Annotated in this window: 24 protein-coding genes, 1 pseudogene and 1 CRISPR repeat array; of the genes and pseudogenes, 12 read left to right on the forward strand and 13 right to left on the reverse strand. The window is 68.3% G+C overall.

Annotated elements, in window-relative coordinates:
- Positions 1-116: 116 nt before the first annotated feature.
- From cas3 to cas6e, 7 genes are read left to right on the forward strand one after another with little or no spacing between them, the layout of a single operon-like run.
- Positions 117-2,501, forward strand: coding sequence for a CRISPR-associated helicase Cas3' (gene cas3 / locus BJ969_RS15775; RefSeq protein WP_184479667.1), 2,385 nt, complete (start codon positions 117-119; stop codon positions 2,499-2,501).
- Complete coding sequence (locus BJ969_RS15780; RefSeq protein WP_184479668.1) at positions 2,498-2,848, forward strand: hypothetical protein; 351 nt, start codon at positions 2,498-2,500, stop codon at positions 2,846-2,848. The genes cas3 and BJ969_RS15780 overlap by 4 nt, the downstream gene beginning before the upstream one ends.
- Complete coding sequence (gene casA, locus BJ969_RS15785; protein ID WP_184479669.1) at positions 2,845-4,449, forward strand: type I-E CRISPR-associated protein Cse1/CasA; 1,605 nt, start codon at positions 2,845-2,847, stop codon at positions 4,447-4,449. Before BJ969_RS15780 ends, casA begins: the two co-directional genes overlap by 4 nt.
- Before the next feature lie 11 nt (positions 4,450-4,460).
- Positions 4,461-5,051 (forward strand): type I-E CRISPR-associated protein Cse2/CasB, encoded by a 591-nt coding sequence (casB, locus tag BJ969_RS15790; protein ID WP_184479670.1) that lies wholly within the window; start codon positions 4,461-4,463, stop codon positions 5,049-5,051.
- The gene (cas7e, locus tag BJ969_RS15795; protein ID WP_184479671.1) at positions 5,048-6,199 is read left to right on the forward strand and encodes a type I-E CRISPR-associated protein Cas7/Cse4/CasC; all 1,152 of its coding nucleotides are present in this window, start codon (positions 5,048-5,050) and stop codon (positions 6,197-6,199) included. Before casB ends, cas7e begins: the two co-directional genes overlap by 4 nt.
- Positions 6,196-6,942 (forward strand): type I-E CRISPR-associated protein Cas5/CasD, encoded by a 747-nt coding sequence (cas5e, locus tag BJ969_RS15800; RefSeq protein WP_184479672.1) that lies wholly within the window; start codon positions 6,196-6,198, stop codon positions 6,940-6,942. The genes cas7e and cas5e overlap by 4 nt, the downstream gene beginning before the upstream one ends.
- Entirely contained in the window at positions 6,933-7,625 is a 693-nt protein-coding gene (gene cas6e / locus BJ969_RS15805) for a type I-E CRISPR-associated protein Cas6/Cse3/CasE (RefSeq protein WP_184479673.1), read from the forward strand. The genes cas5e and cas6e overlap by 10 nt, the downstream gene beginning before the upstream one ends.
- A gap of 171 nt (positions 7,626-7,796) precedes the next feature.
- Here cas6e and BJ969_RS31000 read toward each other — a convergent pair.
- The 13 genes and pseudogenes from BJ969_RS31000 to BJ969_RS15870 all read right to left on the reverse strand — a co-directional run.
- Positions 7,797-8,240 (reverse strand): annotated as a pseudogene (locus tag BJ969_RS31000) (CRISPR-associated endonuclease Cas3''); the annotation flags it as partial.
- Positions 8,241-8,450: 210 nt separating this feature from the next.
- A CRISPR array of direct repeats spans positions 8,451-9,274; the repeat unit is 29 nt; unit sequence GTGCTCTCCACGCACGTGGAGGTGGTCCG.
- 380 nt (positions 9,275-9,654) lie between these two features.
- Positions 9,655-10,011, reverse strand: coding sequence for a WhiB family transcriptional regulator (locus BJ969_RS15815; protein WP_184479674.1), 357 nt, complete (start codon positions 10,009-10,011; stop codon positions 9,655-9,657).
- Positions 10,008-10,685 carry a GGDEF domain-containing protein gene (locus BJ969_RS15820; protein WP_184479675.1) on the reverse strand — a complete coding sequence of 226 codons (678 nt, stop codon included), beginning with the start codon at positions 10,683-10,685 and terminating at the stop codon, positions 10,008-10,010. Before BJ969_RS15820 ends, BJ969_RS15815 begins: the two co-directional genes overlap by 4 nt.
- 8 nt (positions 10,686-10,693) lie before the next feature.
- Entirely contained in the window at positions 10,694-11,317 is a 624-nt protein-coding gene (locus BJ969_RS15825; protein WP_184479676.1) for a hypothetical protein, read from the reverse strand.
- Complete coding sequence (locus BJ969_RS15830) at positions 11,314-13,158, reverse strand: type IV secretory system conjugative DNA transfer family protein (protein WP_184479677.1); 1,845 nt, start codon at positions 13,156-13,158, stop codon at positions 11,314-11,316. Before BJ969_RS15830 ends, BJ969_RS15825 begins: the two co-directional genes overlap by 4 nt.
- Positions 13,155-14,219 carry a C40 family peptidase gene (locus BJ969_RS15835; protein WP_184485354.1) on the reverse strand — a complete coding sequence of 355 codons (1,065 nt, stop codon included), beginning with the start codon at positions 14,217-14,219 and terminating at the stop codon, positions 13,155-13,157. Before BJ969_RS15835 ends, BJ969_RS15830 begins: the two co-directional genes overlap by 4 nt.
- A gap of 179 nt (positions 14,220-14,398) precedes the next feature.
- Positions 14,399-15,205, reverse strand: coding sequence for a hypothetical protein (locus BJ969_RS15840; RefSeq protein ID WP_184479678.1), 807 nt, complete (start codon positions 15,203-15,205; stop codon positions 14,399-14,401).
- A gap of 30 nt (positions 15,206-15,235) precedes the next feature.
- Complete coding sequence (locus BJ969_RS15845; protein WP_246456875.1) at positions 15,236-16,480, reverse strand: type IV secretory system conjugative DNA transfer family protein; 1,245 nt, start codon at positions 16,478-16,480, stop codon at positions 15,236-15,238.
- Between the two features lie 257 nt (positions 16,481-16,737).
- Positions 16,738-18,246 carry an SCO6880 family protein gene (locus BJ969_RS15850; RefSeq protein ID WP_184479680.1) on the reverse strand — a complete coding sequence of 503 codons (1,509 nt, stop codon included), beginning with the start codon at positions 18,244-18,246 and terminating at the stop codon, positions 16,738-16,740.
- The gene (locus BJ969_RS15855; RefSeq protein WP_184479681.1) at positions 18,246-19,595 is read right to left on the reverse strand and encodes a TrbL/VirB6 family protein; all 1,350 of its coding nucleotides are present in this window, start codon (positions 19,593-19,595) and stop codon (positions 18,246-18,248) included. The genes BJ969_RS15850 and BJ969_RS15855 overlap by 1 nt, the downstream gene beginning before the upstream one ends.
- Complete coding sequence (locus BJ969_RS15860; RefSeq protein WP_221315838.1) at positions 19,595-20,410, reverse strand: hypothetical protein; 816 nt, start codon at positions 20,408-20,410, stop codon at positions 19,595-19,597. The genes BJ969_RS15855 and BJ969_RS15860 overlap by 1 nt, the downstream gene beginning before the upstream one ends.
- Positions 20,407-20,709, reverse strand: coding sequence for a hypothetical protein (locus BJ969_RS15865; RefSeq protein ID WP_184479682.1), 303 nt, complete (start codon positions 20,707-20,709; stop codon positions 20,407-20,409). Before BJ969_RS15865 ends, BJ969_RS15860 begins: the two co-directional genes overlap by 4 nt.
- Positions 20,709-21,683 carry a hypothetical protein gene (locus tag BJ969_RS15870; RefSeq protein WP_246456877.1) on the reverse strand — a complete coding sequence of 325 codons (975 nt, stop codon included), beginning with the start codon at positions 21,681-21,683 and terminating at the stop codon, positions 20,709-20,711. The genes BJ969_RS15865 and BJ969_RS15870 overlap by 1 nt, the downstream gene beginning before the upstream one ends.
- Before the next feature lie 693 nt (positions 21,684-22,376).
- Here BJ969_RS15870 and BJ969_RS15875 point away from each other — a divergent pair.
- The 5 genes from BJ969_RS15875 (at position 22,377) to BJ969_RS15895 (ending at position 26,351) form a co-directional block, all read left to right on the forward strand.
- Entirely contained in the window at positions 22,377-22,799 is a 423-nt protein-coding gene (locus BJ969_RS15875) for a helix-turn-helix domain-containing protein (RefSeq protein ID WP_184479683.1), read from the forward strand.
- Positions 22,796-23,704, forward strand: coding sequence for an alpha/beta fold hydrolase (locus BJ969_RS15880; RefSeq protein ID WP_343071433.1), 909 nt, complete (start codon positions 22,796-22,798; stop codon positions 23,702-23,704). Before BJ969_RS15875 ends, BJ969_RS15880 begins: the two co-directional genes overlap by 4 nt.
- A 152-nt stretch (positions 23,705-23,856) precedes the next feature.
- A complete protein-coding gene (locus tag BJ969_RS15885; protein WP_343071434.1) occupies positions 23,857-24,249 on the forward strand; it encodes a hypothetical protein in 393 nt (130 codons plus the stop codon).
- On the forward strand, positions 24,249-25,430 hold the full coding sequence (locus BJ969_RS15890) for an MAB_1171c family putative transporter (RefSeq protein ID WP_184479685.1): 1,182 nt from the start codon (positions 24,249-24,251) through the stop codon (positions 25,428-25,430). The genes BJ969_RS15885 and BJ969_RS15890 overlap by 1 nt, the downstream gene beginning before the upstream one ends.
- A 123-nt stretch (positions 25,431-25,553) precedes the next feature.
- Positions 25,554-26,351: a cyclic nucleotide-binding domain-containing protein gene (locus BJ969_RS15895; protein ID WP_184479686.1), complete on the forward strand. Its 798-nt coding sequence runs from the start codon at positions 25,554-25,556 to the stop codon at positions 26,349-26,351.
- Position 26,352 lies beyond the last annotated feature (1 nt).

Below are 26,352 nucleotides of genomic sequence, written 5' to 3' on the forward strand. Positions count from 1 at the left end.
TCCATTCGGGGGATTCTCCAGTCCGAGTGACGAAACACCGCTCAAAGTGTCAGGGGCGCCGGGCAGCATGTGGCCGTCAGTTGATCACCATGTTGAAACGCTGCTGAGGATCACTCGTGTTGGACGAGCTCAAGATCAGCCCTACGGCACCGCTGTGGGGGCCGTGGGGCAAGGCGGGGAAAGCGAAACATCCGCATCCGTTGATCTGCCACGCGATCGACACCGCGGCGGTCGCCGGCTTGCTGTACGACGTCCTGCTCGGCCCGCAGGTGCGTCGAGACTTGGAGGAAGGGCTGCGCCCGCTCGGGGACCCCAGGGCGTGGGTCGCTGTGCTGGCCGGGCTGCACGACATCGGCAAGTCCAGCCCGATCTTCCAAGCGATGCGGCATGAGCTGGCAGCCGAGCACATTGGGAAAGAAGTGCGCCCGCTGCTCACCGAGCTGGAACCGAGTGCCAAGCGGAACGATTCCAAGACTTTCCACGGCACGCTCACCGCTGTGCACCTGAGCCGCTGTTTGGACGGATGGGGAGCGTCCGTCGAGCTCCGCGACGCACTCTCTTTCGGCCTCGGCGGTCATCACGGCTCCCTGCTGACATCCCACGAAGTACGCTTAGCCTGCGGGCGCCTGCCGCACCACGGTGGCGAACCCTGGCACGAGCTGCGCTGCGCCGTGGTCCGGGAGGTCGCGAGGCTGTGGGGGCTCGGTGACCCGGCGGAGGCCGACTGGCGCAACGCGAAGCTCGACGTGCCGAGCGCGGTGGGCCTCGCGGGCTTGACGTCGGTGGCGGACTGGATCGCCTCCGACGAGAACAACTTCGGCTATGTCGAGCCCCCGCTGAAAGAGCTCGATCTCACCGCTTACCGGGATAAGTCCCTTGCCCTGGCGGAAAAGGCCGTCTACGAGACGCTTCGCTGGAAGCGGTGGACCCCGCCCGCCGACACCACGTACCGGGCCCTGTTCCACAACGATCCTCGCCCGCTGAACGAGGCGGTCGAGCAACAGCTCGCGGACCGGGACGAACCCGGTGTGCTGGTGATCGAGGCGCCGACCGGAGAAGGCAAGACTCGTGCCGGGTTCCAGGCCGCGGCCACGTTGGTGAACCGGCTCGGCTTGTCGGGGATGTACTTCGCGCTGCCGACGAAGGCGACCGCGGCCCAGGTCCACGAGGAGCTGACCTCCGTCGCGACGGAGCTCCAACTGCCCTACCTGCCGAACCTGGTGCAAGGCCGATCGCCGGTCGATCCGTCCTGCGTCAGCGAGGACGGAGACGGTGCCCACGACGGGCACGAGTGGTTCACCCGCAAGCGCGGGCTGCTGTTCCCCATCGGAGTCGGCACGATCGACCAGGCGCTGCAATCGGTGATCACCTCGCGACACGTGTTCGTGCGGCTCACCGGACTGTCCGGGAAGGTCCTGGTCCTCGACGAAGTGCACGACGTCGACGCCCACATGACGACGCTGCTGCGGAGGCTGATGTGGTGGTGCGGGCGGTTCGGGATTCCGGTGGTGCTGATGTCCGCGACCCTGCCCGCCGGTCACCGCGAGCAGCTCATCGCGCAGTGGCGCGCGGGACGCGGTGGCCGTTCACCTAGGCACGCTGAACCTGGGCCTGCCACTTCCGGTGGCCGGCAGGTCACGTGGGCCGGCGAGTGCAGCGCTCCGGTTTCCGTGCCGATCAACGAGCTTTCGAGGATCAACGCGAACCGTCCTCCCGTGGCTCTGCACCACATCGCCGAGGCGGAGCTCGCGGGCTGGCTGCGCGAGCAGGACGGTTGCGCGTTGGTCGTGCGGAACCTGGTGCGCGATGCGCAAGCCACCTGCGAAGCGCTGGAACACGAGATCAAGTCCTGGCAACGCAAGCCCGAGCTCGTCCTGCTCACCGGGCACACGCCCACGAGCAAGCGAGCGAAGATCGAACGTTGGCTGCGCACTTCCTTCGGACCGACGGCCGCGACGCGCCCGTACGCCATCGTGATCGGCACCCAAGTGCTCCAGCACAGCCTGGACGTGGACTTCGACGTGCTCGCCAGCGACCTGGCTCCGATCAACGAGCTGATCCAACGGCTCGGACGCGTTCATCGCCACGAACGCGACGACGTGCGTTCGAACCCGGCGCCGCAGTTCGCGTTGATCCAACCGCCCGAGGATGACGTCGGGCCGAAGTTCGCGCGCGGACTGCACAACGTCTACCACCACGCTCCGATGCTGCAGACCTGGCGCGTGCTGTGGGGCCGGGCGGAACTGAAGTTGCCCGGCGAAACCGGCCAGTTGGTATCCGAGGTCTACGACGCACCGGTTGACGTCCTGAGCCCGGCGATGCGCCGACGATTCGAGAAGGCCGAACGAAGCATGGCCGCCCAGGACGCGAACGACGAGTCCAAGGTCCGCCGGTTCTACCTCCCTCCGCTGCGCCCCGAGGACTCCGTCCGAGAACTGACCGACCGCCCCACGATCGCCGCCCGCACCCGCAAGGACACCCCCTGGAAGGACAGCACGTGACCACCGACGACACCGTGTCGCTCGAACCGTTCGAGGTCGTACTGCTGCGCCCGGACGAGCCGTTACCGCGCGCGCTCGACGGCACCCCGGTCGACCTGTCCGACACGCACGATCTCGACGAGGCGGAGCAGCAGGCGCTCGTGGATTCGACCGTGCACATCCACCCCGCAGAGCTCGGGGAACGTGCTCTCAGGGTGGTGAGCGACCTGCCGGTGCCCGGGTGCTTCGAACGGTCCGGCTGGCTGCAGGACCACCAAGTACTCGTGCTCGACGAGGCCTCCCGTATCGGCCCCGTCCGCTTCGAGCTCCACGAGACCCTCGGCCTGCGCATCGAGGAGGACGGATGACCCGGCCATCGTTCGACCTCTCGACCGAACCGTGGATTCCAGTGGTCGACCGCGAGGGCGACTCCCGCACGCTCAGCATCATCGATGTCTTCCGCCAAGCGCACGATCTGCGGTGGATCGACGCGGAAGCCCCGCCGGTCGCCGCCGCCCTGCACCGGCTGCTGCTGGCCGTGCTGCACGCCGGCCTCGGCGGTCCGCGCGACCGGAAGGCGTGGGGAAGCCTGTGGGAGGCGCCCGAGCTGCCCGCCGAATCGGTGCGCAAATACATCGAGAGCGTGCCCGGCGCATTCGACCTGTTCGACGCGGAGCGGCCGTTCCTGCAGTGCCCGGCGTTGGAGACCGTGGACGTGCGGCCGGTGGCGCAGCTCGTCCAGTTCCGCGCGGTGGGCAGCAACCTCACGCTGTTCGACCACACCACTGCAGGCGATCGGCTCGCTCTCACCCCGGCCGAAGCAGCGCGCTGGTTGGTGACCGTGCAGTGCTACGACCCGGGTGGCACGAAAACTCCGTACGAGAAGGTCAAGAACTCCTCCGCCGGGCTCGGGAACAGGTTCGGCGTAGTCATGGCCGAAGGCAGCACCGTGAAGGAGACCCTGCTCCTCAACGCCCACTGCTACGACCCCGAGTACGAGATCCCGTGGAGTTCGACGCACGACGATCTGCCCGCGTGGGAAGCAGGTCCTCCGAACCCTCGCCCGGAGGAACGCGCCCCGTACGGATGGCTCGATCTCCTCACCTGGCCCGCCCGCCGAGTGCTCCTGCACCCCTCGACCAAGTCCGGCGACTGCACCGTGGACGGCGTCGTCATCACCCCCGGCGTCACCTTGAAGAACGAGCTCCGCCAGGTCGAGCTGATGGCGGCGTTCGAGAAACCACCTTCGAAGTCGAAGAAGGACGACCAGCCGTGGAACCCGGTTCGACTGCACGAGCTCCGCGGGGTGTGGCGGCACGCGCGCAAACTGCTGCTCGCCGAGGACACTCGGCAGCACGAACGCCCCAAGATCCTCGACCACGTCTCCGATCAAATCGAGTGGGGGACGCTGCCGGTCGACGCTGTGTTCACCATCCGCGTGTTCGGCCAGCAGCTCGACGACAGCGGCGGCGGTTCGGTGTACGCCTGGCTGCAGGAACAGCTCCCCGCACCCGCCGCACTACTCACCAACCGCCAGCCCTGGCTCGGTGAGGTCCTGGGCAGTTGCGTCGCACTCGCGGACAACCTCGGCAGGGCGCTGGACCAGTTCGCGAACGAGTGCCGCAAAGCCTTCCACGCCGAACACAGCACCGATGCGAAACGCCGCGCCAAGCACAACTTCGGACTCACGCAGGCCTATTGGCCGACTCTCCCCACCGAGTTCGCCACGCTGCTGCGCGCCCTCGGCACCGTCGTCGTCGATCGGTCACCGGCGAAGCCACCGATCAACGCATGGCGCGACACCGTGCGCTCGACCGCCGAAGACGCGGTGGACCGCGCCGTCGCCCAGCTGCGAGACCGGCAGGCACGCCACCTCGCCGAAATCGCCGCGGCCTACGAGGAGTTCCGGAAATCGGTGTTCCACCACTGCCGCACCTTCGACGACCAGATCGGCCGCCATCTTCTCTGAGACGGGACACCATGACCACCAGCGAGAAACCGCCGGTCCGCGAACGCCGCGAGCAGTTCATCGCCCAGCTCGAAAAGCTGGCCCGGACTCTCGCGCACGACCAGAGCAACGCCGCATCACAAGCACGACGCACGCTGGCCCAGCTGCGGCGATCGGTCAGTGGCCAACGCCACGAGCACGAGGCGCTCGCGCTCATCTTCGAGCACGACCCGCCGCGCGCTGAGGAGAAGATCTGGCTGCTCGTCGCCGGGTTGTTCGCCTTCAACCCGCAGCCGAGCAGGAACCGGACCCCGCTGGGCGCCTCTCTCCGCCAACTCGACCGCAAGCGCTCGGGCAGCACCGCCCAGAAGCGCCTGCGCCAGCTGCTCGCCGCCGACGTGAACTCGCTGCCACACCACCTGCGTTCGACGCTGCAACTGCTGGCCGCCGACGACATCCCGGTGAACTACCGGGCGCTGCTCGACGACGCGGTCGTCCTGCTCCGGCCGGACGTCGACGAAGAAAGAGCTCGCGACGTCCGCTGGCGGTGGGCCCGGGACTTCCACAGCTATACCGCACCGAAGACCGACAACGACGATTCTTCCCAGGAGAACGACCAGTGATCCTCGAACTGCACCTGCTCCAGTCCTTCCCGGTCAGCAACCTCAACCGGGACGACCTCGGCCAGCCCAAGAGCGCCACCTTCGGCGGGGTGCCGCGCGCCCGGATCTCCAGCCAGTCGCTGAAGCGCGCCGCCCGCGACGAGTTCACCGAGTACGGGTTGCAGAAGACGAACCTCGGGTCACGCACGAAACGACTCGTCATCGGCACTGCCGAGGAACTCGGCAAGCGCGGCTGTGACACCGAGATCGCTCCCGCCATCGCCACAGCAGCACTGGGCCAACTCGGATTCAAGGTGGAGAAGGCCCAACGCACCCAGTACCTGATGTTCGTCGGCCACCACGCGATCGAGCTGCTCGCCGACTTCTGCGAGGAGAACTGGGACCCGATCGCCGAAGCCGTCGAAAAGGCGAAGGCGTCGAAGAAGAAGGACTCGGACGAGCCGGTCAAGATCGCCAAGGTCAAGCCGGAGAAGGAGGTCGCCGCCGCCGCGAAGCGGATCTTCGACGCGACCCGTTCCGCCGACATCGCGCTGTTCGGCCGCATGATCGCCGACAACAGCGACTTCAACGTCAACGCCGCTTCGCAGGTCGCGCACGCGATTTCCACGCACGCGGTGGCGACCGAGTTCGACTACTACACCGCGGTCGACGACCTGAAGAAGGACGATGAGCCCGGCGCGGACATGATCGGCACGATCGACTTCAACACCGCCTGCTACTACCGCTACGTCAACCTCGACCTGACCCAGCTCCGGAAGAACCTGCTGGGCGACGAAGAACTCGTCGCGCAAGCCGCGAAGGCCTGGCTCGGCGCGTTCATCGAGACCACCCCCACCGGCAAGCAGACCACGACCGCAGCCCGCACCATGCCCGAAACCCTGCTCGGCACCGTGCGCAACCGCGGCGCGTGGAACCTGGCGAACGCGTTCCTGCGCCCCGTCACCGGAACCGACCTCCTCGGCACCTCCACCCAGCGGATGTTCGAGCACTTCGAGAAGCTTCGGGGCTTCTACGGCGACTCCGCGCTGCGCACTGTGGCCGGCGCCGCGCTCAGCTGCGGAACAGACCCGCTGCCGGCCGAGGACACCGTCACCGGCATCGACGAGCTGAGCACCCGGCTGCTGACCACCGCACTGGAAACCGCATGACCCACACGCTCGCACTGTGCCTGGACGCCCCCATGCAGTCCTGGGGTCTGCGCTCCCGGTTCCAGAGCCGCGACACCGCGCAGGAACCCACCAAGTCCGGCGTCATCGGCCTGCTCGCCGCCGCGCTCGGCATCGCCCGGGACAAGGACGACGAGGTGCAGGAACTCGCAAAGGCTCGGATGGGCGTTCGCGTCGACCGGGAAGGCCTCGTGGAACGCGACTACCACACGGTCAACCGCGTCCCCAACACCGAAGGCAAGGCCCACCGCACCGCCGTCAGCCACCGCTACTACCTGGCCGACGCGGTGTTCCTCGTCGCCCTCGAACACGAGGACCGGGCCGAACTGCTGCGCTGGCACGCCACGCTCAACGACCCCGTGTGGCCGATCTACTTCGGGCGCAAGGCCTTCGTACCCGCCCGCCCGCTCGTCTCGCCGGAGGCCGACTCGTCCTTGCTCGGCGTCACCGAGCAGTCCGCTGCAGACGTGCTCGCCGAGCACGGATGGTTGGAGAACCGAACCAAGGACCGGGACAGCACGACGAAGGCCGTGTCCCACGGCGAAGAGCGCTCGCTTCGGACGCTGATCGACACCGGCCCGGACGACGAGATCGCCGAACCGCGTCGAGACGTCCCGGTTTCCTTCCACCCGCGCAACCGCCTGTACGGAACCCGATCCGTGCGTCCCGGACACGTGCAGCTCACCGAATCGATGATCCACGCCGGAGCACACCTGTGTACCTGAGCCGACTCACGCCCGACACCACCTCGCACCGGTTCCGCCGCGACCACGGCGACCTGCAGCACATGCACCGCACCGTCATGTCCGGATTCCCGGACACCGAACAGGACAAGCGCGCCCGCTCCGAACACGCGGTGCTGTGGCGACTGGACTCGGCCGACCGCGGCTTCGCCCTCTACGTCCAGAGCCGCACTCGCCCGGACTGGGACCACCTCGGCGACTACCTCGACCAACCCGCCGAGGTCCAGGAGCTTGCGCCCGTGCTCGATGCCGTCCAGCCCGGGCGCAAGCTCGCGTTCCGCCTGGCGGCGAACCCCACGAAACGCCTTCGCTACGAAGACCAGCGCGTATCCGGGCGCGCCGGTCGCCGCGACAACCGCTACCCCATCATCAAACCCGAAGCGCAGCTCGCCTGGCTGGTCAACCAGGGCGACCGCAACGGCTTCATCATCCCCGCAGGCTCCGACGCGCGACCCGACGTCGCGCTCGTCCCCGGTCCGCGCCTCACCGGCCGGCAAACCGGCTCGCCGAAGACCAACAAGGTCTCGGTGGATCCCGTGCGCTTCGACGGGCACCTCGTCGTCACCGACGCCGAACTCCTCACCGCAGCGCTCGCCGCGGGAATCGGCCCGGCGAAGGCCTACGGGTGCGGTCTGCTCACGCTCGCGCGAGCGCGCCAGAGCTGAAGCCGGGCCCCACCGCAAACTCGAAACTCGCGCTGCCGCAACGAGAAGTGCGATCGGTTCGACGAGGTCGAACGTTGCGCTGGTTTCCCGCCGAAGCCCGATCACGGCGGGAAACCCGGCCAGCGCTCGGCTTCCACCTCCCGTGCCACACCCCGGACAAAAACCCCGCGCGCCCTCGACGCTGTGGAACCGCCCATGATGGCCTCCCAACAGCTGTGCAACCAGCCGCCCCACTGACCGAGCCGACCGCGACGGATACCTCAAAACGCCTAGCCCGGTGGGCAGCCACAAGTTCGTCGCCTGGTCATGCCGAATCCGAACCTCCGCCGAATCCGCCGGAAAATCCGGAGGCATCGGCAGCTGCAACGCGAACGAGGGGACGATCTTCCCGATGTCGTGGAGCGCCGCCCAGAACTCCAGTACGGAGCACGTCTCCGACTCGCTCAAGCCAAGGCCCGCAGCCAACCGTCGTCGAAGACCCGACGAGACGAAGTCGCGCCACAACGCGCGCACCGCCGCAGCGGCGTCCAGACCATGGCAGGCAACGGGATACCGAGCTCCCCCAAGTCCACGTTCCTTGCCCCACAGCCGCAGATCAACCAAGGGGTCGGCCACCGCACCTCCCAAAACGAGAACACTCAATCACGGAGCGGCACGTTAACGGCTACCTCCGACAATCCGGACCGCCTAACGCCAAAGCTGGTCTCAACGGGTGAATCGCAGCTCGGATGGCCAAAGCCATCTACCGCACCCGTGCGCTACCGTCACCGCATGGTTCCGTTCGAAAACGTGCAGCAGCGTTCCTAAAACCCCAGTTCGCGAAGGGTGCTCTCCACGCACGTGGAGGTGGTCCGCAGCTGTTCGACGCGGTGACGTCGCCGTCGTGGTGCTCTCCACGCACGTGGAGGTGGTCCGTCGTCCATGCCGGGCGAGGCGGCGGCCATCCGGTGCTCTCCACGCACGTGGAGGTGGTCCGGCTCAGGAGTCTTCGCTAGTCCTCCGTCTCGGGTGCTCTCCACGCACGTGGAGGTGGTCCGGTGATGGGGCAGGTGGCGCAGCAGGTCAAGCCGTGCTCTCCACGCACGTGGAGGTGGTCCGTGAACGCTGCGTCTGCCGTCCAGGAACGCGAAGTGCTCTCCACGCACGTGGAGGTGGTCCGGTCTACGGGATCGCGACCCGCGCGTCCTCGATGTGCTCTCCACGCACGTGGAGGTGGTCCGGAGGGGCTGTACGTGCCGGAGACCGCGACCCGCGTGCTCTCCACGCACGTGGAGGTGGTCCGCCCTCAGTGCCTCGTCAGGAAGTCGTTCGATAGTGCTCTCCACGCACGTGGAGGTGGTCCGTGCGCGAGGACGAGGGTGAGCACGCGGCCGTCGTGCTCTCCACGCACGTGGAGGTGGTCCGTGGCCTGCCGCTCGCGGCCGACGTGCTGTTGTGTGCTCTCCACGCACGTGGAGGTGGTCCGGGCGGCCCGTGGTAGCTCCCGATCCGCAGCCGGTGCTCTCCACGCACGTGGAGGTGGTCCGGCCCTGGCCCAGAAGGGCCGCGGTCCGTCGCCGTGCTCTCCACGCACGTGGAGGTGGTCCGGAGGCGATTCACAAGTTCGAATTGAAGAGGAAGTGCTCTCCACGCACGTGGAGGTGGTCCGTTATCCCGAACTGTCCTCAACATCTCAAGCTCGTGCTCTACACCCGTGGAGGTGGTCCGCCTTCGCCGCTCATGCTCGCGCAGACGTGGAACGTGCTCTCCACGCACGTGGAGGTGGTCCGCACCTGCTGGCGGCGAACGGCCTCGTGCGTGCGTGCTCTCCACGCACGTGGAGGTGGTCCGACCGTCGCCCGGCCGGAGTTTGACCGGCTCCTGTGCTCTCCACGCACGTGGAGGTGAGCTGATCACCGCGGGCGTGTAGTCGGCTCGCGTGGAAGCGTTCCGCGAGGCGTGGCGAACTGGTCGCGCGCTTGAAATGTTCTTCGTCTGCACGGGTTACCGCATACCGAAGGCCCTGCACCGGTCGTCCAGGCCGGGTTTTCTACGCCGTCCGCTGGCGTGGTTCTTCACCGAGGAGTGCGCGCAGTGCATCGGCGTTGGCCGGCGAGGCGTGTCCGGGTACGAGTCCGGCGGCCCTCCAGCGGGCGAGGATTCGGGCTCGTTCTCCGGGGGTGGTGGCGCCGCGGATGCCGTGTTGTTCGGGATGGGGGCGCAGGAGCTCGTCGACGAGGCAGTCGGTGAGCACCGGGCAGGTTCGGCAGATCGCTTTGGCGTTTTCGCGGCGGCGGTGGGCGTCGCTGCCGGATTCGCGGACGTCGTCCTCGCCGAACCACAGCCGGGGGTCCGTTCCAGCGCAGGCTGCTTCGCGTTCCCAGGATCGGGCGTCGTGGATCTTCACGGAGTCCTCCCGAGGTGTGGTTGGGGACCGTGGTCCCGGACGCGTTCGAGCGGTGCGGAACAGTGGGCGGTTGGTGGGTCGGCGTGCAGCAGCGGGTCGTAGCGGCGCCAGCCGGATCGGAAGACCTTCGCCTCGTACATGGCGCGGTCCGCCGCGGTGACCGCTTCGCGCAGCAGCACCGGTCGGCTCGGCAAGTCCCGCAGCAGCACCAGTCCTGCTGAGCAGCCGACCTGAACCGCACGTTCGCCGATCGGTAGGGGCGCGGTGATGACGTCGAGGAGTTCGTCGGCCGCTGCACCGATCTCCGCCGGGTTCCAATTAGCGAGGAAGACGAACTCATCACCGCCGAGTCGAGCGAACACGGAATCCGCTGGCAGCACACAACGAACTCGCCGCGCCACAGCACGCAGCACGTGGTCACCGCTGGCATGGCCGAAGGTGTCGTTGATCTGCTTGAAGCCGTCGAGGTCGAGCAGGCTGCACACGGTGCTGCGATGCAGTGCTTCGGGGGCGGTGCTCTCCCAGCCGGATCTGGTGAGCAGTCCGGTGACCGGATCGCGGTGGGCGATGCGGAGTTGGCGGGTGCGGTGGTGCAGGCGGTGGGCGGCGTGCGCCCAGCCGACTCCGGCGGCCACGGCTCCGGCGCCGGCCGCCGCGGTACAGGTTTGGTGCATCCAAGGTTTCATTCCGTCTCCTCCCCCGATGAGATGGCGTCCTGTTCTGCCGCGTCGGCGGCAAAGCGGGTGGGTCGGCAGCGGGCGCCGACCGGGCGGTGGCGTCTGTCGAAGCAGTGCGAATGGGTCCAGTCGCTCAACCGCGCGGCGAAGCCCGGTCTGGTCTGCTGCAACCAGAGCTGGGCGTCGCGAACGTTGGCGGTCGTGCCGATGTTGGCTCGGCGCCACGAGTACGCGAGCACGGCGACTTCCTGGGCCAAACCGGGATGTTCGGTCCAGCACGGCGGAATCGCCCTCGCCGAGGAACCCGGGGTTCCGAGGAACGTGGCGTTGTACCAGCCGACGAAGTTGCGCACCGTCCACAGCGGAGTGTGCTCATCGCCCCGGTGCCGACGGTCTTCTGCGGCGGCCGGTGGTGCGAACAGGACCCATGAGGCGGGTTGGTCGTGCTTGTTCTCCTCTTCGGCCGGTTCGTCGGGTGCGTCGGTTTCCAGGGTTTCGATGCGTCCGCGCAGGGCGGCGAGTTTGGCCGTGAGGCCGCCGACGATCTCGGTCAGCGCCTCGATCGCGGCTCCGGCACCGTCGTCGTGCCGCGGACGGTTCCGGGGCACGAACTCTTCGTCGTCGTTCACCGAGCATCCACCGCCTTCGCGGCGTAGCCGTCGGCGTCGATCGCCGCCGTGCCCGCTCGGACGGCTTGCTGGTCGGCTCGAAGCTGCGGCCAGTCGGAGCGTTTTCGCACATCGACGGTGCGGGCGAGGATGGGACGCAGGTGCCGGTGGAAGATGAGCACCCGACCTCGCGGCAGGGTTCGGACCGCACCGGGCCGATAGGTGGGCACGTCCTCGGTGCCCACGGAGGTGCGGCCGAAGCCGAACAGCCCGTCGGATTGCTGCTGGTAGCGCTTGCGCTCGTGATGAGCGGCCAGGGTCGAGACCAGCTCCAAGGTTTTAGCGTCTTTAATGCCGCCCCAGAACGTCAGCGTCGTGGTGTTGTCCAGCAGCTGGCGTCGGCCGGACTCGCCGTACAGGTCTTCGAGGTGCGCCATCGACTGCGCGGCCCAGTGGATCAGCACGCCTCGACCGGCGGAGTCGGCGAGGATCTCCGGAAGCTTCGGGATCGGTGTGGCGTCGTAGAGCTCGTCGAGGTCGTTCGTCGCCGGTGGATCCAGGCGCCGGTGGGGATAGCTCAACGCCATTTCCTGTTCTGTGGTGAGGATGTCCTCCACGAGCGCGGTCAGCACCGGACGGACTTGCGCGGCCTGGTGCTTGTCGGCGACGAGGAACAGCGAGCCCTGGTTGGCCACAAACGACGCCGCGTCGAACTCCTTCCCTGCCGCCGGGGAGCACAGCTCCCGAAGTTGCGGATCCAACCACGGCTCGATCACCCTGCGCACCGACAGCCACACCGCATCCGAGGTTTCCGCGACCATGCCGATCTCGGCTTTCAGGTTGTCGGCCAGCTCGGGGAAACCGTGCTTGCGCAGCAGCTCGACCGGCTCCTGGTCCGGTGGTTTCGTGATCGACCAGGCGACCAGGTCGGCGACTCCGCGCTGCTCGTGGGCTGCGGCGATCAAGTAGGCCTGCACCACGGCCTTGGCCCTCTCCCGGAACACTTTGTCGTTGCCGCCCACGTCGCTCAGGCCGACCGCGGAGGCGTCCACCAGCGTTTCCGCGCGGCGTCGCGCGACCGCGAAGTCGCGGCAGCCGGGGATCGGAGACGGCTGGATCCGAGCCGGCCAGTGGACCTTGCCCGTCGTGTCGAACACGTACACCGGACCAGCGCCTGGACGGCGCGAGCGCGCCAGCGCGGCGAACTCCACGAGGTCCGGCTTCGTCGACGAGCAGACCAGCACTCCTGGCGCAGCGAGCGCCTTGTGGACGACATCGGTTCGGCTCTTGCCGCTCTGGGTTGGGGCGAACGCGCCCGTCGGGTTCTCCAAGGGCGTGCCCAGCAATTGCCAGTTCGGGCCGCGGTGCAGCGGTGCGGCGACCTGCTCCAGCGGTGCTGACCGCCGCTGCTCTGCGCTGAGTCCAGGTCGGGTCCACTCCGCGGTGCGCCGAGCAGCGTGCAGGGACAGCTCGCGGCGGACCTCCATCCGGCTGGCGTGACCGAGCTCGGTGGGACCGAACCGGGACCACGCCGCCATTCCCACCGGCACGACGGCCGCGGCACCGACCGCGAGGGACCCGACTGCGAACGTCCAGTACAGCTGAGCCCGGCCCGCCAACGCGCTCGCCCACGGCTCGCCGAGCGCGACGCCCGGATCCGTCGGCTGTCCGAGGACGGACATGGCTGCCGGGAGCCAGGCGCCGTAGTCGGGCAGTCGCCACGGCCCGCCGGCGAACGCCGTGGCGGCTGCGGCGGCGAGCACAAGCACCCCGGCGAGTGCGAGCACTCCGCTGGCCACGACCACGAGGAGTCCGACCACCACGAGGTCACGGTCGACCGTCGGGGAGAAGGTGCGGCTCATGCGTTCGCTCCTCTCGGTTCGGCGACGCGACGGATCGCCACGACCTGCGGTTCCCAGGCGTCGAGCTGTTCGAGTACGACGCCGGTGCTCTCGTCGTAGGCGTTGACGATCAGTCCGTGCCCGGCGTACATGCCGACGTGGCGCGGGTTGCTCGGTGAGCCCAGCGAGCCGGGGATGAACACGAGATCCCCCGGAGCAATCTGGCCCAGCGCGGCAACCGCGCGACCGTCGTGGACTTGGCTGGTGGTGCCCGCCGAGATCGGGACTCCGGCGTGCGCCCACGCGGCTTGCATCAGCCCGGAGCAGTCGAAGGCGTCGGGGCCTTTCGCGCCGAAGACGTAGGGCTTCCCGAGCTGGGCGAGTGCGTACTGCACCGCCGCGCGCCGGGTCGGCTCCGCGGGAAGCCGGTAGCCCGGTGGAAGCTTCTGCGGGTCGAGCGGAGTGCTCGCACCACCCGGATCACCGCAGACCGCTGCGGGCTCCGCGCCGTTGGTGGGTGGCGGGTTGTCGGGCCCGCGCCAGAAGCGGTTCATCAGCTCACTGGCGGGGGCTTCCTGCGGGGCGTAGCGGTCGGGGAAGGCGGATGCCTGCACGGTTTGCTGGGCGACGCCGGGCGGCATCTCGTACCAGTCGTCGAGCTCGACGAGGTGGTCGAGGAAGGTGTTGGTGGCGTAGACGGGGTTGGTGACCTGCTCTGCGGAGCCCCATCCTTGGCTGGGGCGCTGCTGGAACAGCCCGAGGCTGTCGCGGTCGCCGTGGTGGACGTTGACCAGATCGGATTCGACGATCGCGGTGGAGAGCGCGAGGACCGCGGCGCGTTGGGGCAGCTGTCGCTGCTCGACGATGCCGGTGATCGTCTGGGCGTTGGTCATCTGCTCACCGGTCCATTCCCGGTCGCTGGCCTGCTGCCCGCCGGCACCGGGACCGCCGCTGCAGCCGCTGAAGGCGACGCCGAGGCTGCTGGACACCGCCAGCACCGCGATTCCGACCAGCGCCACGGGCAGCACGATCAGGAAGGCCGCGGCGGCCGTGGCCAGCGCTGCTTTGCTCGCACCGGACATGGCCACCTACCGGTCCTCGTGGCCGTAGCCGAGCTGACGGCTGGGCGCATCGCCGCGGCGCGAGCTGTCGTGATTCAGTTCGCTCGGGACACGGCCGGCCGCGCGTGTACCGAGGCCCTCGTGTCGCTGCGGCTGCGCTGGCGCTACCCGTTTCGGAGCCAACACGTGTGCGGATTCCATCAGTACCCCAAACCTGAGTGAAAATCGCTGCCGTTGCGCATTTCCATCCCCTCGTATCTTTCATAGTTTTCGCTGTCCGACACAGGCGAATAGTTGTCTCGGCGCACGGCGTCGAGCAGCTTATGTATGGCTTCGATGCGCTGCTTCAAACCGGCCATCAGGCCATCGACATGGGATGTGCCCTCAGCTGCGGGGTGATCGCGTGGCAACACGCTCGGGTCGCGAAGAACCTCGGGAAGCTGATCTGGTCTCACCTGGCCCCGCACGTGTTCTTCCCCGTCCGCGTCCACAGTGAACAGGGTGGCTTCAACCAGGTCGGCTTGACCTCGAACAGTTCGACATTCCAGCCGGTAGTCCTCTCCAGCACCCAAGGAGCTGGGTGCTACGAAATACTGGTTCCAGTTGCCGGCATCGTCCGGGCGGTTGACCCCCCAGATCCATCCGTACTGCACTGGATCCATGACCGGGTCGTAACCGTCAGCAAGCACATACGGCGAACGATGCACCAGTTCGGTATCGCGCGCGTATCCCTCCGGATCTTGGAGGGCATCGCCGATCGAGTCAGGCCCTACCTGCCAATAGTCATCTCCCGACTCCCGATTCCAGAGCCTCACCTCGAGCAGATCCCCCGCATCGAGATCGCATACGTAATCCACCATGAAGTTCTCATCCGGGGAAACGTAGGAATCAGTTTTATTTCCCAGGCCGGAATCGGGATACGAGTCGTAGTAGGACCAGTCGTACATCTCCGGGCTCGGAGCCAGTGCGGACTCAGGGGCGTGGCTATCGCGTGTTCCCTCAGTCATGGCGGCCACCTCGTGGGGAGCGCAATGGCCTCACCCGCCCTTGACGCGCAACTGGGCGTTGGTGTCGAACACGGCCTTCTCCACGCCGCTGAGCACCGTCTGGATCTTGAAGCCGGGTTGGTTCTCCAGCTTCCACAACGCGCGGCCTTGCCGTTCCATGCACCAGCCGGTCGTGACGTCCTGCTCGGGTTCGCCGAGCCCGAGGTCCTCTGCGAGGTCGTCGGCGACCCGGGTGGACTGTCCGAACAGGATTCTCGTGCTGCACAACGCGAGCAGGTCCTGGGCGATGGCTACTTCCTGCGATCCGGTGTTGCCGACCGACAGGAAGTCCGAAGGCTTGTGCCCCACCAGGATCTGGATCTTCCGCTCGGTGCGCGACAGGCGCAGGTCCGAGTCGACGGCCTGCACCGCCTTCACACCGAGCCGCATCTGCCGCCAGACCTCGTCGCGCACGACGATGCGGATCTCGCCGTCCTCTTGCAGATCCGTGATGAGCGACGACCATGAGCCGAGCACGGTCAGCGCCACCGCCACGGCCTGGTCGCCACGGGACCGCAGCTGCGAGAGGTCCATCGACTGGATCGGCGCCGCCCAGTCGAGCGCGAAGTTGGTCGGTTCGTCGAACAATCCCGCCAGCGGCCCGGAGATCAGGTTGCCGAGCGCGTCGGTGATCGGCCGCAAGGTGTCGAGGAACTGGCGCTCGTCGGCGAACCGCGCCCGGTCGATCAACGCGCGGTCCGGATGCGCCAAGGCGTGGTGGACCGCGGGGACGGTGACCTGCCGAAGCCCGGTGTAGCCGTCCTCCGCTCCGACCAAGCGCCGGAGCACGTGCGAGAGCACGGCCTCATCGCTGACCGTGGCGGCGTAGCCCTGGGCTTCGGCGAGCGCGGTGAGCAGCTTCGTCCACCGCCCGAGGACTCCGTCGAGCTCGTCACGCTGGCGAGCCACCGACCAGGAATCCCACCTGGTGGTGATCGGCCCGAGGTCCAGGGCGTTGAGCCGCGCCGGCGAGCCACGACCGAGCGCGATCGGCTCGATCCCCAACGCGCGGACCAAGGGGCTGTACTCGCCCTTCACATCACCGGAGATCAAAGTGCGGGTGCCGAACAGCATCATCCGCAGCAGCAATGCGACCACTGTGGACGATTTGCCGCGACCGGGTTCGCCGAACACCACCAGGTTCGGATTGGTGACCAGTCCGGCGAGAACCCAGTCGATCGGGCTGCAATGGAACGCGCCACCGCTGAGCGTGTCGTAACCGATGCGCGCACCCATCGCAGGGTTCTGATTCGCCGCCAGCAACGGGAACAACCCACCGATCTCGTGAGTAGCGGCGAGATAAGTCGCCAACGGCGCTTCAGCCGCTGACCAGCCGCGTCCGGGCAGCGCCCGGCCCCTGCGAGGTGCGCGGACGCGGTTGACTCGTCCCTCTCGCCGGAGGTTCGCAGTCACGGTCGGACGTGGACGCGGAGCGCTTGGAGCTCCTCCGAATTGGGTGAGCAGCTGGGCGGCGCTGCGGTCTCGTTCGCGCATCAGAGCAGACCTCCTCGGGAGCGGGGCAATCCGATGCCCAGCGGCACGCAGGCCGCGACGAAACCGGAATCCTGAGCCAGATCGAGCCGCAGCAGCCGGAACCGACCGGCCGAGTCGTTCTCCAGCCGCGCGGCATGGTCTTCGACCTGCCACGTCGCGGGAACCGTCACCGCGGCAGCCACCGAGTAACGCACCAAGCTGTGCCCAGCGGCCACGGCCCGCTCCTGAGCCTGGGCGCCACCGGCCGCACGCTCCTCGACCGCCGATGCGGAAAACCCCTTGTGCGCCTTGAAATCACGCAGCACCCCAGTGCGGAACCGGATGCTCTGCACCTCACGTCCCGCCCGCCGTGAGTCCAGCACCTCGTAATGGATCGCGACGCAACGCCGCTCGCCCGCGGTGCGCACGGCCAGCAACGGGGAAAGGCTGCCGAACACCGTGCCCGCATCGGGCATCAGCACCGAGTAGGACACCGTGGAGTAGGCGTCGTGGTCGTATCGGCGCATCGACGGCGACGGCGACGCGACCGGGCCAGCGGCGGCCTTGGGCAGCCCGCCCTCAGCACCGCCGGTCAGGTGCGCGGCGCGCAGCACCGCGCTGGAATCCGGGTTGAACGAGGTCCGCACCGCCTCCGCCAGGTCCGAGCCCGAGAGCCAGGTGACCGAGGTCGCGCCCATCGCCTTGAGCGGGTCCTCCAAGCCATCGAGAACTCGGTAGAGCACCCGTGCACGGCCGTGCACTCCACCGCCCGCGGCCGCCGCCGGCTTCCGCAGCGCGTCCTCAGTGCCGGAGACCGTGACGAACACTTCGTGCCGGACCCCGGCGTTGCCGATCGTGCGGTCCAGCTCGTCGGCCACGCGGCGAGCGAGCTCCGGAGCGTCGGCGACCTCGTGCTCGCGGCGCCACACCTCGTGCTCGGTCCCGTCATCGGGCACCGTGCGCACCAGCAGCGACAGCCGGTCGACGACATCGCGGTGCCCGATGGACAGCAGCAGGTTCCCCAGCCGGGCTGCGAGGCGCTCGCACTGCTCCGCCGAGAGCAGCCCGACGCCGGAGTGCGTCAGCCGCGCCGACGCTCCCCACCGGCCGTCGCCGGTGTCGTGGATGAGGCACACCCGGCCCTGGTCGCGCAGCGGCGGCCCGTCCGGCAGCTCGACCCGCTGCAACACACCGGGCAGATCCGGCTCGTCCGGATCGACCGGGTGGCCCGCTGCCGCGGCCGACTGCCACCGCGACCAGCCGGTGGCCACGCCGAGCTGGTGCAGCAGCAGGTGCCCCAGCCAGCGCAGCGCCGGACGCCCCCGAACCGGCACCACCACCAGAACCGCGACGCCTCCGCACCCGGCGAAGAGCATCAACGCATCCAGGAAGCGACCCGCTGAAACCGCCCACAGCACGGGCGCGGACAAGACCAGGCAGGTCACCGCCTGCACCGGGGTGAGGCCCATGATCCAGCCGGCGCGTTCGCGGCGCGCCAGTCCTCGGTAGATCCGCACGTTGCCGCTCATCAGGCAATCACCCCTGGTTCCACGTCTCCACCTGCGGTGCTGCCACCGCCATTGCTGTTCGGACCGTCGCCATCGGGCGGTTCCCAGTCGGAGCCGGTGGCGGGAGGCTCTGGTGACGGCGGGTCCTCCTCGTCACCGGCTCCGGTGAACTGGGGACCGATCCCGTCGTTGCTCGTGATCGACCCGCGGTTGGCGGCAGGGGGCTGAGCCGAGTCGGAATCGGCGTCGGCTCGCGGTTCGTCCGGTGCGTCCGACCGTTCCGCGTCCGGATCGAGCGGCTGATCCGCCGAACCGGTTGCTCCGCCAGTGCTGCCGATACCGTGGGCGTTCATCGCGCCGTCGCTGAAGTCCGACCAGGCCGCGTCAAACCGCCCGGCAGACGCGTCTTCCTGCGCCGAGCCACCCGAACCACCGTCACCGAACCCGGCCATGGCGGTGGCGGCTTTTGTGACCGGGCTGTTCATGCCGTAGGAATCGATGCCCGTTGACGACGACAACGCGTCCCGGAACACGCCGCCTGCATCGGTGTTCGGGTCGACGAACGCGAACAACCGGAACAGCACCAGCGGGCTGAACACGCTCAGCACCAGCACGCCGATCCCCGCGAGCAGCGCGGACAAACCCTCCGCACCTGCGACCAGCCCGATGCCCAACACCAGCGCGAGCGCGAGCACCGGTTTCATCGCGATGCACGACAGCAGCCACCGGACCGTCGTCCAGAACCAGCGCTTGGTGACGTTGGCCAGCAGTCCGGCCGCGGTGATCGGGATGGTCGCGACCAACAGGTAGATCGCCGCTTCGCGGAACAACATCTCCAGCAGGTAGCCGACCGCTGCGGGCAGAACCCCGATCACCGCGCACAGCCCGAGCACGACAGCCTTGATGCCTTCGCCCGTGCCACCGGCGAACTGGGTGCGCTCCAGAGCTTCTTGGAAGTTCGCCGCCTGCAAACCTGCTTGCAGGATGCCTTGGGTGAGCCCGTCGGCGGCGGCGAGGAACGTGCCGACCATGCCGACGGTGACCGCCAACGCCACGCCGTACTGCAACGGGCCGGTGGTCAACCGCACGATCCCGCGTCCGCCGCGCAGCGAAGTCATGGTGAGCTGCCAGAAGAACAACCCCAGCGCGAGCACCCCGGAGATCCACAACATCATCGGCCACAGCACCCCGACCGGACCGTCGTGCGGATTCACCTCGAATACGGAGAAGCGGTCGGCGAGCGCGAACGCCTCCCGCAGCAGGTCGAGGCTGCCGTCCCATAACGCCCGCATCGCGGACTCGAAAGCGGACGCCGCGAGCTCGGCGATCTCCGACCCGAGGGAGTCACCGATGTCGTCGAACGGCCACATCAGCCCTCCCGCAGTTCTCGGTAGCCGACCGACACCGCGTCCTCGCTGCCCGGCCACGCGCTCGGCGCCGGCGCGGCCAGCGGCATCGCTGCGATCCGCCAGCGGTGTCCGTTCCAGCGCAGCGCCTGGCAGTCGCCGATCCCCGCGGTGACGGTCTGACCGCGGTGGTCCACGGAGAACTGGCCGAGCACGCACGCGACTACGAGCCGGCCGCCTTCGGCAATGCCTTTGATCTGCCCGTGCGTGGGTTGGAAGTCGGCGAGCATCCCGGGAACCGGGCCGGTCGGTGGCATGCCCGCCGAGGTCCGCAGCGACCGCAGCAGCGAGTGCAGACCGGTCTCGGTAGCGCCCGGTGCTCCCGGTTCGGAGAGCTCGGTGAATCCGCGGGCGTAGAGATCCGGATCGGCACCGCGCAGCGCGGCCTCGTCCAACGCGGCGAGCTGGGCGAGGGCGCCGCGCGCGGTTCCCGGAACACCGCCGGGGATCCAGCCGCCCCGCACCGGACGGGTCGGCGGAAGGGTGATCGGAGGTCCGGCCGAACCGGTGCTCAAGGGTTGCGGTCGTACGGCTTGCGGCGGCAGCACTGGCATCGGCCGAGTCACCAGCTCCAGGACACCGGGCTCGATGCTCCCAAGGTCGGCCGATGGCGCGGCGACCGGCTCGCGGGATTCCGTCGTGTTCGGGTCGGAGGTGGTCGCGCGGGCCACGATCAGCGCCACGAGCATGACCACCAGGGCCAGCGTTCCGAGCACCACGGCGACGAGCCCGACCCCGGCTCTGCGCCGTTCCCGCGCTTCGCTGCGCGGGGCGCTCATGCCCCACCTCCGGCGAAGTGGTTGATCAGCGGGTACCCCACCGCGTACAGCAGGCCGCCTGCGACGCCGCAGAGCATCATGACGACGCCGACCTTGCCCGCGCGGTGGTGATCCACCCACCGGCCGCCCGCCCACACCGCCAGGCCCGCGAAGAACCCGATGAGCAGGGCAATCTGCGCGCCCCACTTGAACACCCCCGCGACCTCGGTGATCTTGTCCGCACCCGGCGGCGGCGCGGGTGCCGGGTTCGGAAGCTGCGACAGGACGGGGACCACGGCATCGAATCCGATGTGGAGCATCAGTGGATCACCTTTCGGGAGAAGGATTTCCCAGCCGCGTGAGCCGGGCCGGGGAGCAGGCGCAGGTGCTGCAGCAGCGGAATCGCCGCGTCGCGCAACCGCGCAGGAGTGACTTCGGCGGTGATCCCGCCGAGCGCTACGGACGAGTCGTGCGGCAGGAACACCGCGTTCTCCAGTAACACCGAGGTGCGTCGCCCCGCCGCGCCCGCGACTCCGGCAGGCCACTTCCGCGTACCCAGCACGACCAGCTGCGCCGGAGGGACGATCGTCCCGGTCTGGTTCCAGGCATCCAGCCGAGCCAGCACCTGCTCGGCGTGCAACAACGACGGCCTGCTCGCCCGGCACACCAACAACGGTCTCGGCACCGGCTCCCCCACTCGAAGCCACGCCCCCGCACCAGCCAGCGGATGCGCCGCCACCCGCCACGGGTCGTGTCCGATGTCGACGATCGTCGCCTGCACCGACCGAGCAGCCGCAGCGAAGAACCGCGGCGGCGGCACCATCCCCGGCGTCACGATCGGCAACGACGTCTCGACCCGCGCCAGCACCGCATGCGCCCGCCACGAAGCCCGGATCCGCACGGCAGGGTGCGGGCCGTCGAACACCGGCCCGTCTGCGCGGGCAGCCGCAGCCAACCCCGAACGCGCCGGATCCGCGGTGTCCACCAACAAGACCCGCCGCCCCGCCAGCTGCAATGCATCAGCGAGCACGGCCGCCACCACTGACGCGCCAGCTCCCGCTGATGCCGCCAGCACCGGAACCACCGAACCGAAACCCGACCAGTCCGCGCCACCGAGCGATCCCGGCGGAAGCCCCTGCCGTTGGACCACTGCCGCTGCCTGCCCGGTCGCGGCAGCCGTGCGGAACGCGACATCTTCATCATCCGGCTCGTTCGCCCCCGACTCGGCTGCCGCCGCAAGCCGACCGGCTTCGACGGCACCTGCGACATCCGGCGTAGGCAGGTCACCGCGCATCGCGGCGGCGGCACCAGCCAGTCGCTGGTCACGGGCGATCAGGCCAACTTCCGCACCGGCTGCCTTCCGGAGCGCTGCGGCGCACGGCTGTCGTGTTCCCGACGAGGCTCGGCCGCGTGGTGGCGCTGCGGGAGCGGACGGAGTGTCCGGCTGCTGCTGAAATGAGGGCATCACGATTTCTCCGACATTCGTTTGACGTGTGAACTGCGAAAACCTGGACGGATCAGGACATGCGGGTTCGGCGCCCGAAGACCGTGCGGCTCGGGTCGGTGCTTTCGGTTCAGCCGTCCTGACGGCGCGCGGCATCGCGCCGCGCCGAGAGGTGCTGCGGGTCGATGAAGTTCGAGATCGCCACCGGGCTGTTCGGCCTCGGTGACCGAGACGGTGATGCCCGTTCAGGGCCAGGGACTCAGCAGTCCCACCGACTCATGCATCGGCGGAGGCGTTCGTGGATCACTGCGCTCCGGTGGTCGTCGCGTCCCACGAACCCAGTGGCGTCCCGGCCGGACGTCGTGATGCCCGGTGTGGTGACCGAACGGTGAGCATCGCGCCTACCGGTGGATCTTCTCCACTGATTTCCGCTATAGTGGAACGGACGATGCCAACGTAACCCGGCCAACCGGGAGCGTCAACTGTAGTGGTTTCTTGATGTTGTGATTCCGCTATAGTGGACCCAGGGAGTGGGTGGTCGACATGCCCGACAAGACCGACATGAGCTTCGCCGCACGCCTGCGCAGGCTGTTCGACAGCGTCACGAAGGAAGGCGGCGAGAAGTACACCGCGACCGAGGTGGCCGCCGAGATCACCGCCCGCGGCAAGGTCAAGGTGTCCAAGACCTACCTCTACGACCTGCTCAACGGGCAGAAGACCTCACCGAGCTGGCAACTCGTGCAAGCCCTAGCGGACTTCTTCGAAGTCCAGCTCGACTACTTCTCCGACAGCGACCGCGCCCACGACCTCAACCGCCAGTACGAGGCGCTGGCAGTGCTCGGCGAAGCCGGCGCCCAACGCATCGCCGCCCGCGCCAGCGAACTCTCCCCCGACGCCCTCGAAAGCGTCATGCGCTTCATCGAATTCCAAGCCGACCAGAGCAGGAAACAACACCCGGAAGGGTGAGCACACCTCATTGGCATCACCAGGACGAGCGGGAGACGGTAAGCAGCGGAACAGGACTTGACCGTAAAGCGGGGTGCCGGTTGCACACGGATGGCTTCGTCGAGATCGACGGCGGCAAGCTGTACTACGAGCTCCGCGGTCAAGGACCGCCGGTCCTGCTCATTCAGGGTGGGCTCAGCGAAGCCGGCGCCACCACGCAGCTCGCCGACCGCTTGGTCGCCGCAGGGCAGCAGGTGATCACCTACGACCGGCGCGGTCTCTCCCGCAGCCCGGTCGCCAGCACTGAACCGTCGGTGAGAATGCAGCTGCACGCCCGCGACGCCGCCACCCTGCTCGCCGCAGTCGCGGACCGACCGGCCCGGATCGTCGGCCCGAGCATCGGCGCCGTGATCGGACTCCACCTCACCGTCGACTTCCCCGAACAGGTCGCGCTCCTGGTCTCCCACGAGCCGCCGATGTCATGCCTGGTTCGCGATCCCGAACAGGAAGCCGGACTCGACGCCGTCACCGACATCGCATCGCGCGGCGATGTCCTCGCCGCGATCCAACATTTCGTCGCCCTAGGCGGAGAACGCAACGACGAACCCGAGCAAGATGCGAGCTCACCCGAGCCGGTCGGGGACCTACGCGCCAACCTGCGCCGCTTCTTCGACCACGACTTCCCCGCCGTGCGGGCTGCGGAACTCACCCCTGACGACCTGATTGCCGCAGCATCCCGAACCCGAATCGTCCCGACCGGCGGCGAACGCTCGCGAGGACAGTGGGAGCACCGCTGCGCTCAACGACTCGCGGCACTACTCGACCGGCCCCTCGTTGAACTTCCGGGCGGGCACAACGGGTTCGTCAGCCATCCCAGCGGCAACGCGACGGCACTGCTGGACCTGTTCGGCGAGGCCGCTCAATGAGGCGCCGCCGCGGGCTCAGTGCCTGGCGCAGCGAGCTCGAACTACGGCGCTCGGTCCGGGATCTGCTCCGTGAACTGGACCTGCACCCACCGCTGGACGTAACGCAGCTTTGCGAAGAACTCGGACAGCGCCGCAACCGGCCGATCCGGCTCGTGCCGTGGCCGCTTCCCGCGCCCGGTGCGTTCGGACTGTGGATCGCCACCGCGGACACGGACTGGATCCTCTACCAGCGCGACACCACGACGGGGCACCAGGAACACATCATCTTGCACGAGGTCGGCCACCTCATCAGCGGTCACGCTTCCAACGAGGCCGACGACGACATCTGGACCCAACTCTTCCCCGACATCCCGCCCGAAATCGTGCGCCGCGCACTGCGCCGCGACGGATACGCCCCCGCCGCCGAACACGAAGCCGAGATGGTCGCCACCGTCATCAAAGAATGGGCCGAACTCCTGCACCGGCTGGAAGCACCACCGGACCGCACCAGCGACGCCTCCACTCGGATCGGCCGCGCCTTCGACGACCACCAGGGCTGGCTCTGATGCTGGTACCGAACCTGCTGATGTGGGCAGCCGCAGCGATCGCGGCGCTGTGGAAGCTCTCCCAGATCGCACGGGCACCCCGCGACAAGGGCCTGCACGCGGTCACGATCTGCACGATCCTCGTCGTGCTCGCGCTGACCGCCCAACTGGCCGGCCACCTACCAGCCTTCGCCGCAGCACTTCCGGCAGGTTTCCCGAAACTCGCGCAGAACACCCTGCTGACCGTCTTCTTCGCCCTACTGATCGTGCTGCTGCACGGCAGCGTCTCCCCGCAGCTCGCCGCCCGCCGCGGCTACCGCGAAATCGGGCTCGCCCTGCTGACCTCCGCCGTACTCACCGCGACCTTCGCCCGCACCGAGCCCGACGACCGCACCGGCTACGAAGAAGCCGCCGCACCCGACATGCTCGCCTTCTACCTAGCAGGCAACCTCTACCTCGCCTACGCCTGCGCCCGCGGCGCACGCCTCGCCAAAACCACCGCCGGGCACACCCGCTCACGCGCACGCCTCAGCCTCCACATCGCCGCCACAGGCCTGCTGATCAACCTCATCGGAACGCACCTGCCCCGAGCGATCTCCACCGCCAGCCGCCTCTTCCTCGGAATCGACCCGATCCCCGGCACCGCGACCTGGACCACCCCGATCCTCGCCATCGGCATCACCACGTTCTTCCTCGGAATCGGCTACCCCGGAGCACGAACCGCCCTGATCAAAACCCGCCTGTGGTTCGAAGCCCGGCGCACCTACCGCCGACTCCGCCCACTCTGGTCAGCCCTCACCGACCGCTTCCCCACCATCGCGCTTTTCCCCAAGGTGTCCCCCGCCCACGAACGCTGGCACCTGCGCACCATGCGCCTACGCACCTACCGCCGCATCGTCGAAATCCGCGACGGCCTCGTCTGCCTCAGCCCCTACCTTCCGGAACCCGCAGAGACCGCACACACCGCGGGCGAACAGGCTCGGCTGATCCACGCCGCACTTCAACGCAGCACCAAACCTGAGCCGCCATCCCGCGCCCCCAGTATCATCGCCCCACCAAGCTCCACAGATCCCATCGCCGACACCCGCCAACTCCTCGCCATCGCCGACGCACTCAACACACTGATACTGCGCGGTTCAGCAGGCAGTCCGACATCGAGTCGATGCGATGATCGTGTGGATTATCGACCCGATTCTGGATGAATGAGTCGATCATGTTGCACTATCGCATCGTGCAACAGCCGTACGACGAGGCGAATCGACGTGGCGTGGTGCGAAGCGAGCTTGGTGGCACTGTTCCAAGCGCGTGCCCACGATCCACATCGAGTGACCGATCGGCCCGCCGGTCGTCTGCAGCAGTCGAAGACTGATGTTTGGGGGTCCGTGTTGGATGATGGCGAAGTCCGGCCCGCGTCGGAGAACCGGGACGATCACGCCGGATTCGCGTTGGCGCGCGGTACCTTCATTAACCAGGCGGGGAAGCAGGTGTGCGCGCAGCTCCGCGAGCTCGGCACCCTGACCAGGTTCGCCCGCAACGACACCCTGCTCCCCTTCAACGCGGCGAGCGACCACGTTCTCCTAATCGAGGAGGGGCTCGTCAAAGTACTGCTGCCTGGGCAGGGCAGGGAACTCGCCGCGGGGATCTACGGACCGGGCGAGTTGATGGGCGACCAGGGGGTGCTGGACGGTGCCCGCCGCAGCGCCACCGTGGTGGCGCACACGCGAGGCGCGGCGACGCGGATCTCGGGACGTCTGTTCCTGAATTATCTCGACCGGAACCCTGCGGTGTTCGTGGCGCTGTGCGGCATCCTCCGCCATCGCCTCCGCAAGGCAGATCACCGCCAGGTGACCTTCGCCTTCCAAAACGTGGCAACCCGGGTGGCGCGCCAACTTCTCGCATGGTCCGAAACGCTCGGCATCGAGACCGCCGAGGGTGTCGTGATCAGCGGACTCAGTCGGAAGGACCTGTCGCAGTGCATCGGTGCTGGTGAGACCACGGTCGACGCTGTGCTCAAGGAGTTCACCGGGCGCGGACTGGTGCGCACGCACTGGCGGAAGTATGTGTTGCCTTCAGTCGTGCGCTTGCGCGAGCACGTCGATAGCGGAGACCGCGAACACGGGTAGT

Origin of the sequence: Saccharopolyspora gloriosae, from assembly GCF_014203325.1 — a bacterium.
Lineage (GTDB): Bacteria > Actinomycetota > Actinomycetes > Mycobacteriales > Pseudonocardiaceae > Saccharopolyspora_C > Saccharopolyspora_C gloriosae.

Bases quoted from the DNA above. Each gene is read 5' to 3' on its own strand.
- casA (WP_184479669.1), top strand. From the start codon at position 2,845: ATGACCCGGCCATCGTTCGACCTCTCGACCGAACCGTGGATTCCAGTG.
- BJ969_RS15835 (WP_184485354.1), bottom strand. From the start codon at position 14,219: ATGTCCGGTGCGAGCAAAGCAGCGCTGGCCACGGCCGCCGCGGCCTTC.
- BJ969_RS15870 (WP_246456877.1), bottom strand. From the start codon at position 21,683: ATGCGCGGTGACCTGCCTACGCCGGATGTCGCAGGTGCCGTCGAAGCC.
- casB (WP_184479670.1), top strand. From the start codon at position 4,461: ATGACCACCAGCGAGAAACCGCCGGTCCGCGAACGCCGCGAGCAGTTC.
- BJ969_RS15855 (WP_184479681.1), bottom strand. From the start codon at position 19,595: ATGTGGCCGTTCGACGACATCGGTGACTCCCTCGGGTCGGAGATCGCC.
- cas5e (WP_184479672.1), top strand. From the start codon at position 6,196: ATGACCCACACGCTCGCACTGTGCCTGGACGCCCCCATGCAGTCCTGG.
- BJ969_RS15865 (WP_184479682.1), bottom strand. From the start codon at position 20,709: ATGCTCCACATCGGATTCGATGCCGTGGTCCCCGTCCTGTCGCAGCTT.
- BJ969_RS15850 (WP_184479680.1), bottom strand. From the start codon at position 18,246: ATGAGCGGCAACGTGCGGATCTACCGAGGACTGGCGCGCCGCGAACGC.
- BJ969_RS15840 (WP_184479678.1), bottom strand. From the start codon at position 15,205: ATGACTGAGGGAACACGCGATAGCCACGCCCCTGAGTCCGCACTGGCT.
- BJ969_RS15875 (WP_184479683.1), top strand. From the start codon at position 22,377: ATGCCCGACAAGACCGACATGAGCTTCGCCGCACGCCTGCGCAGGCTG.
- BJ969_RS15820 (WP_184479675.1), bottom strand. From the start codon at position 10,685: ATGCACCAAACCTGTACCGCGGCGGCCGGCGCCGGAGCCGTGGCCGCC.
- BJ969_RS15890 (WP_184479685.1), top strand. From the start codon at position 24,249: ATGCTGGTACCGAACCTGCTGATGTGGGCAGCCGCAGCGATCGCGGCG.
- BJ969_RS15830 (WP_184479677.1), bottom strand. From the start codon at position 13,158: ATGAGCCGCACCTTCTCCCCGACGGTCGACCGTGACCTCGTGGTGGTC.
- BJ969_RS15845 (WP_246456875.1), bottom strand. From the start codon at position 16,480: ATGGGTGCGCGCATCGGTTACGACACGCTCAGCGGTGGCGCGTTCCAT.
- BJ969_RS15860 (WP_221315838.1), bottom strand. From the start codon at position 20,410: ATGAGCGCCCCGCGCAGCGAAGCGCGGGAACGGCGCAGAGCCGGGGTC.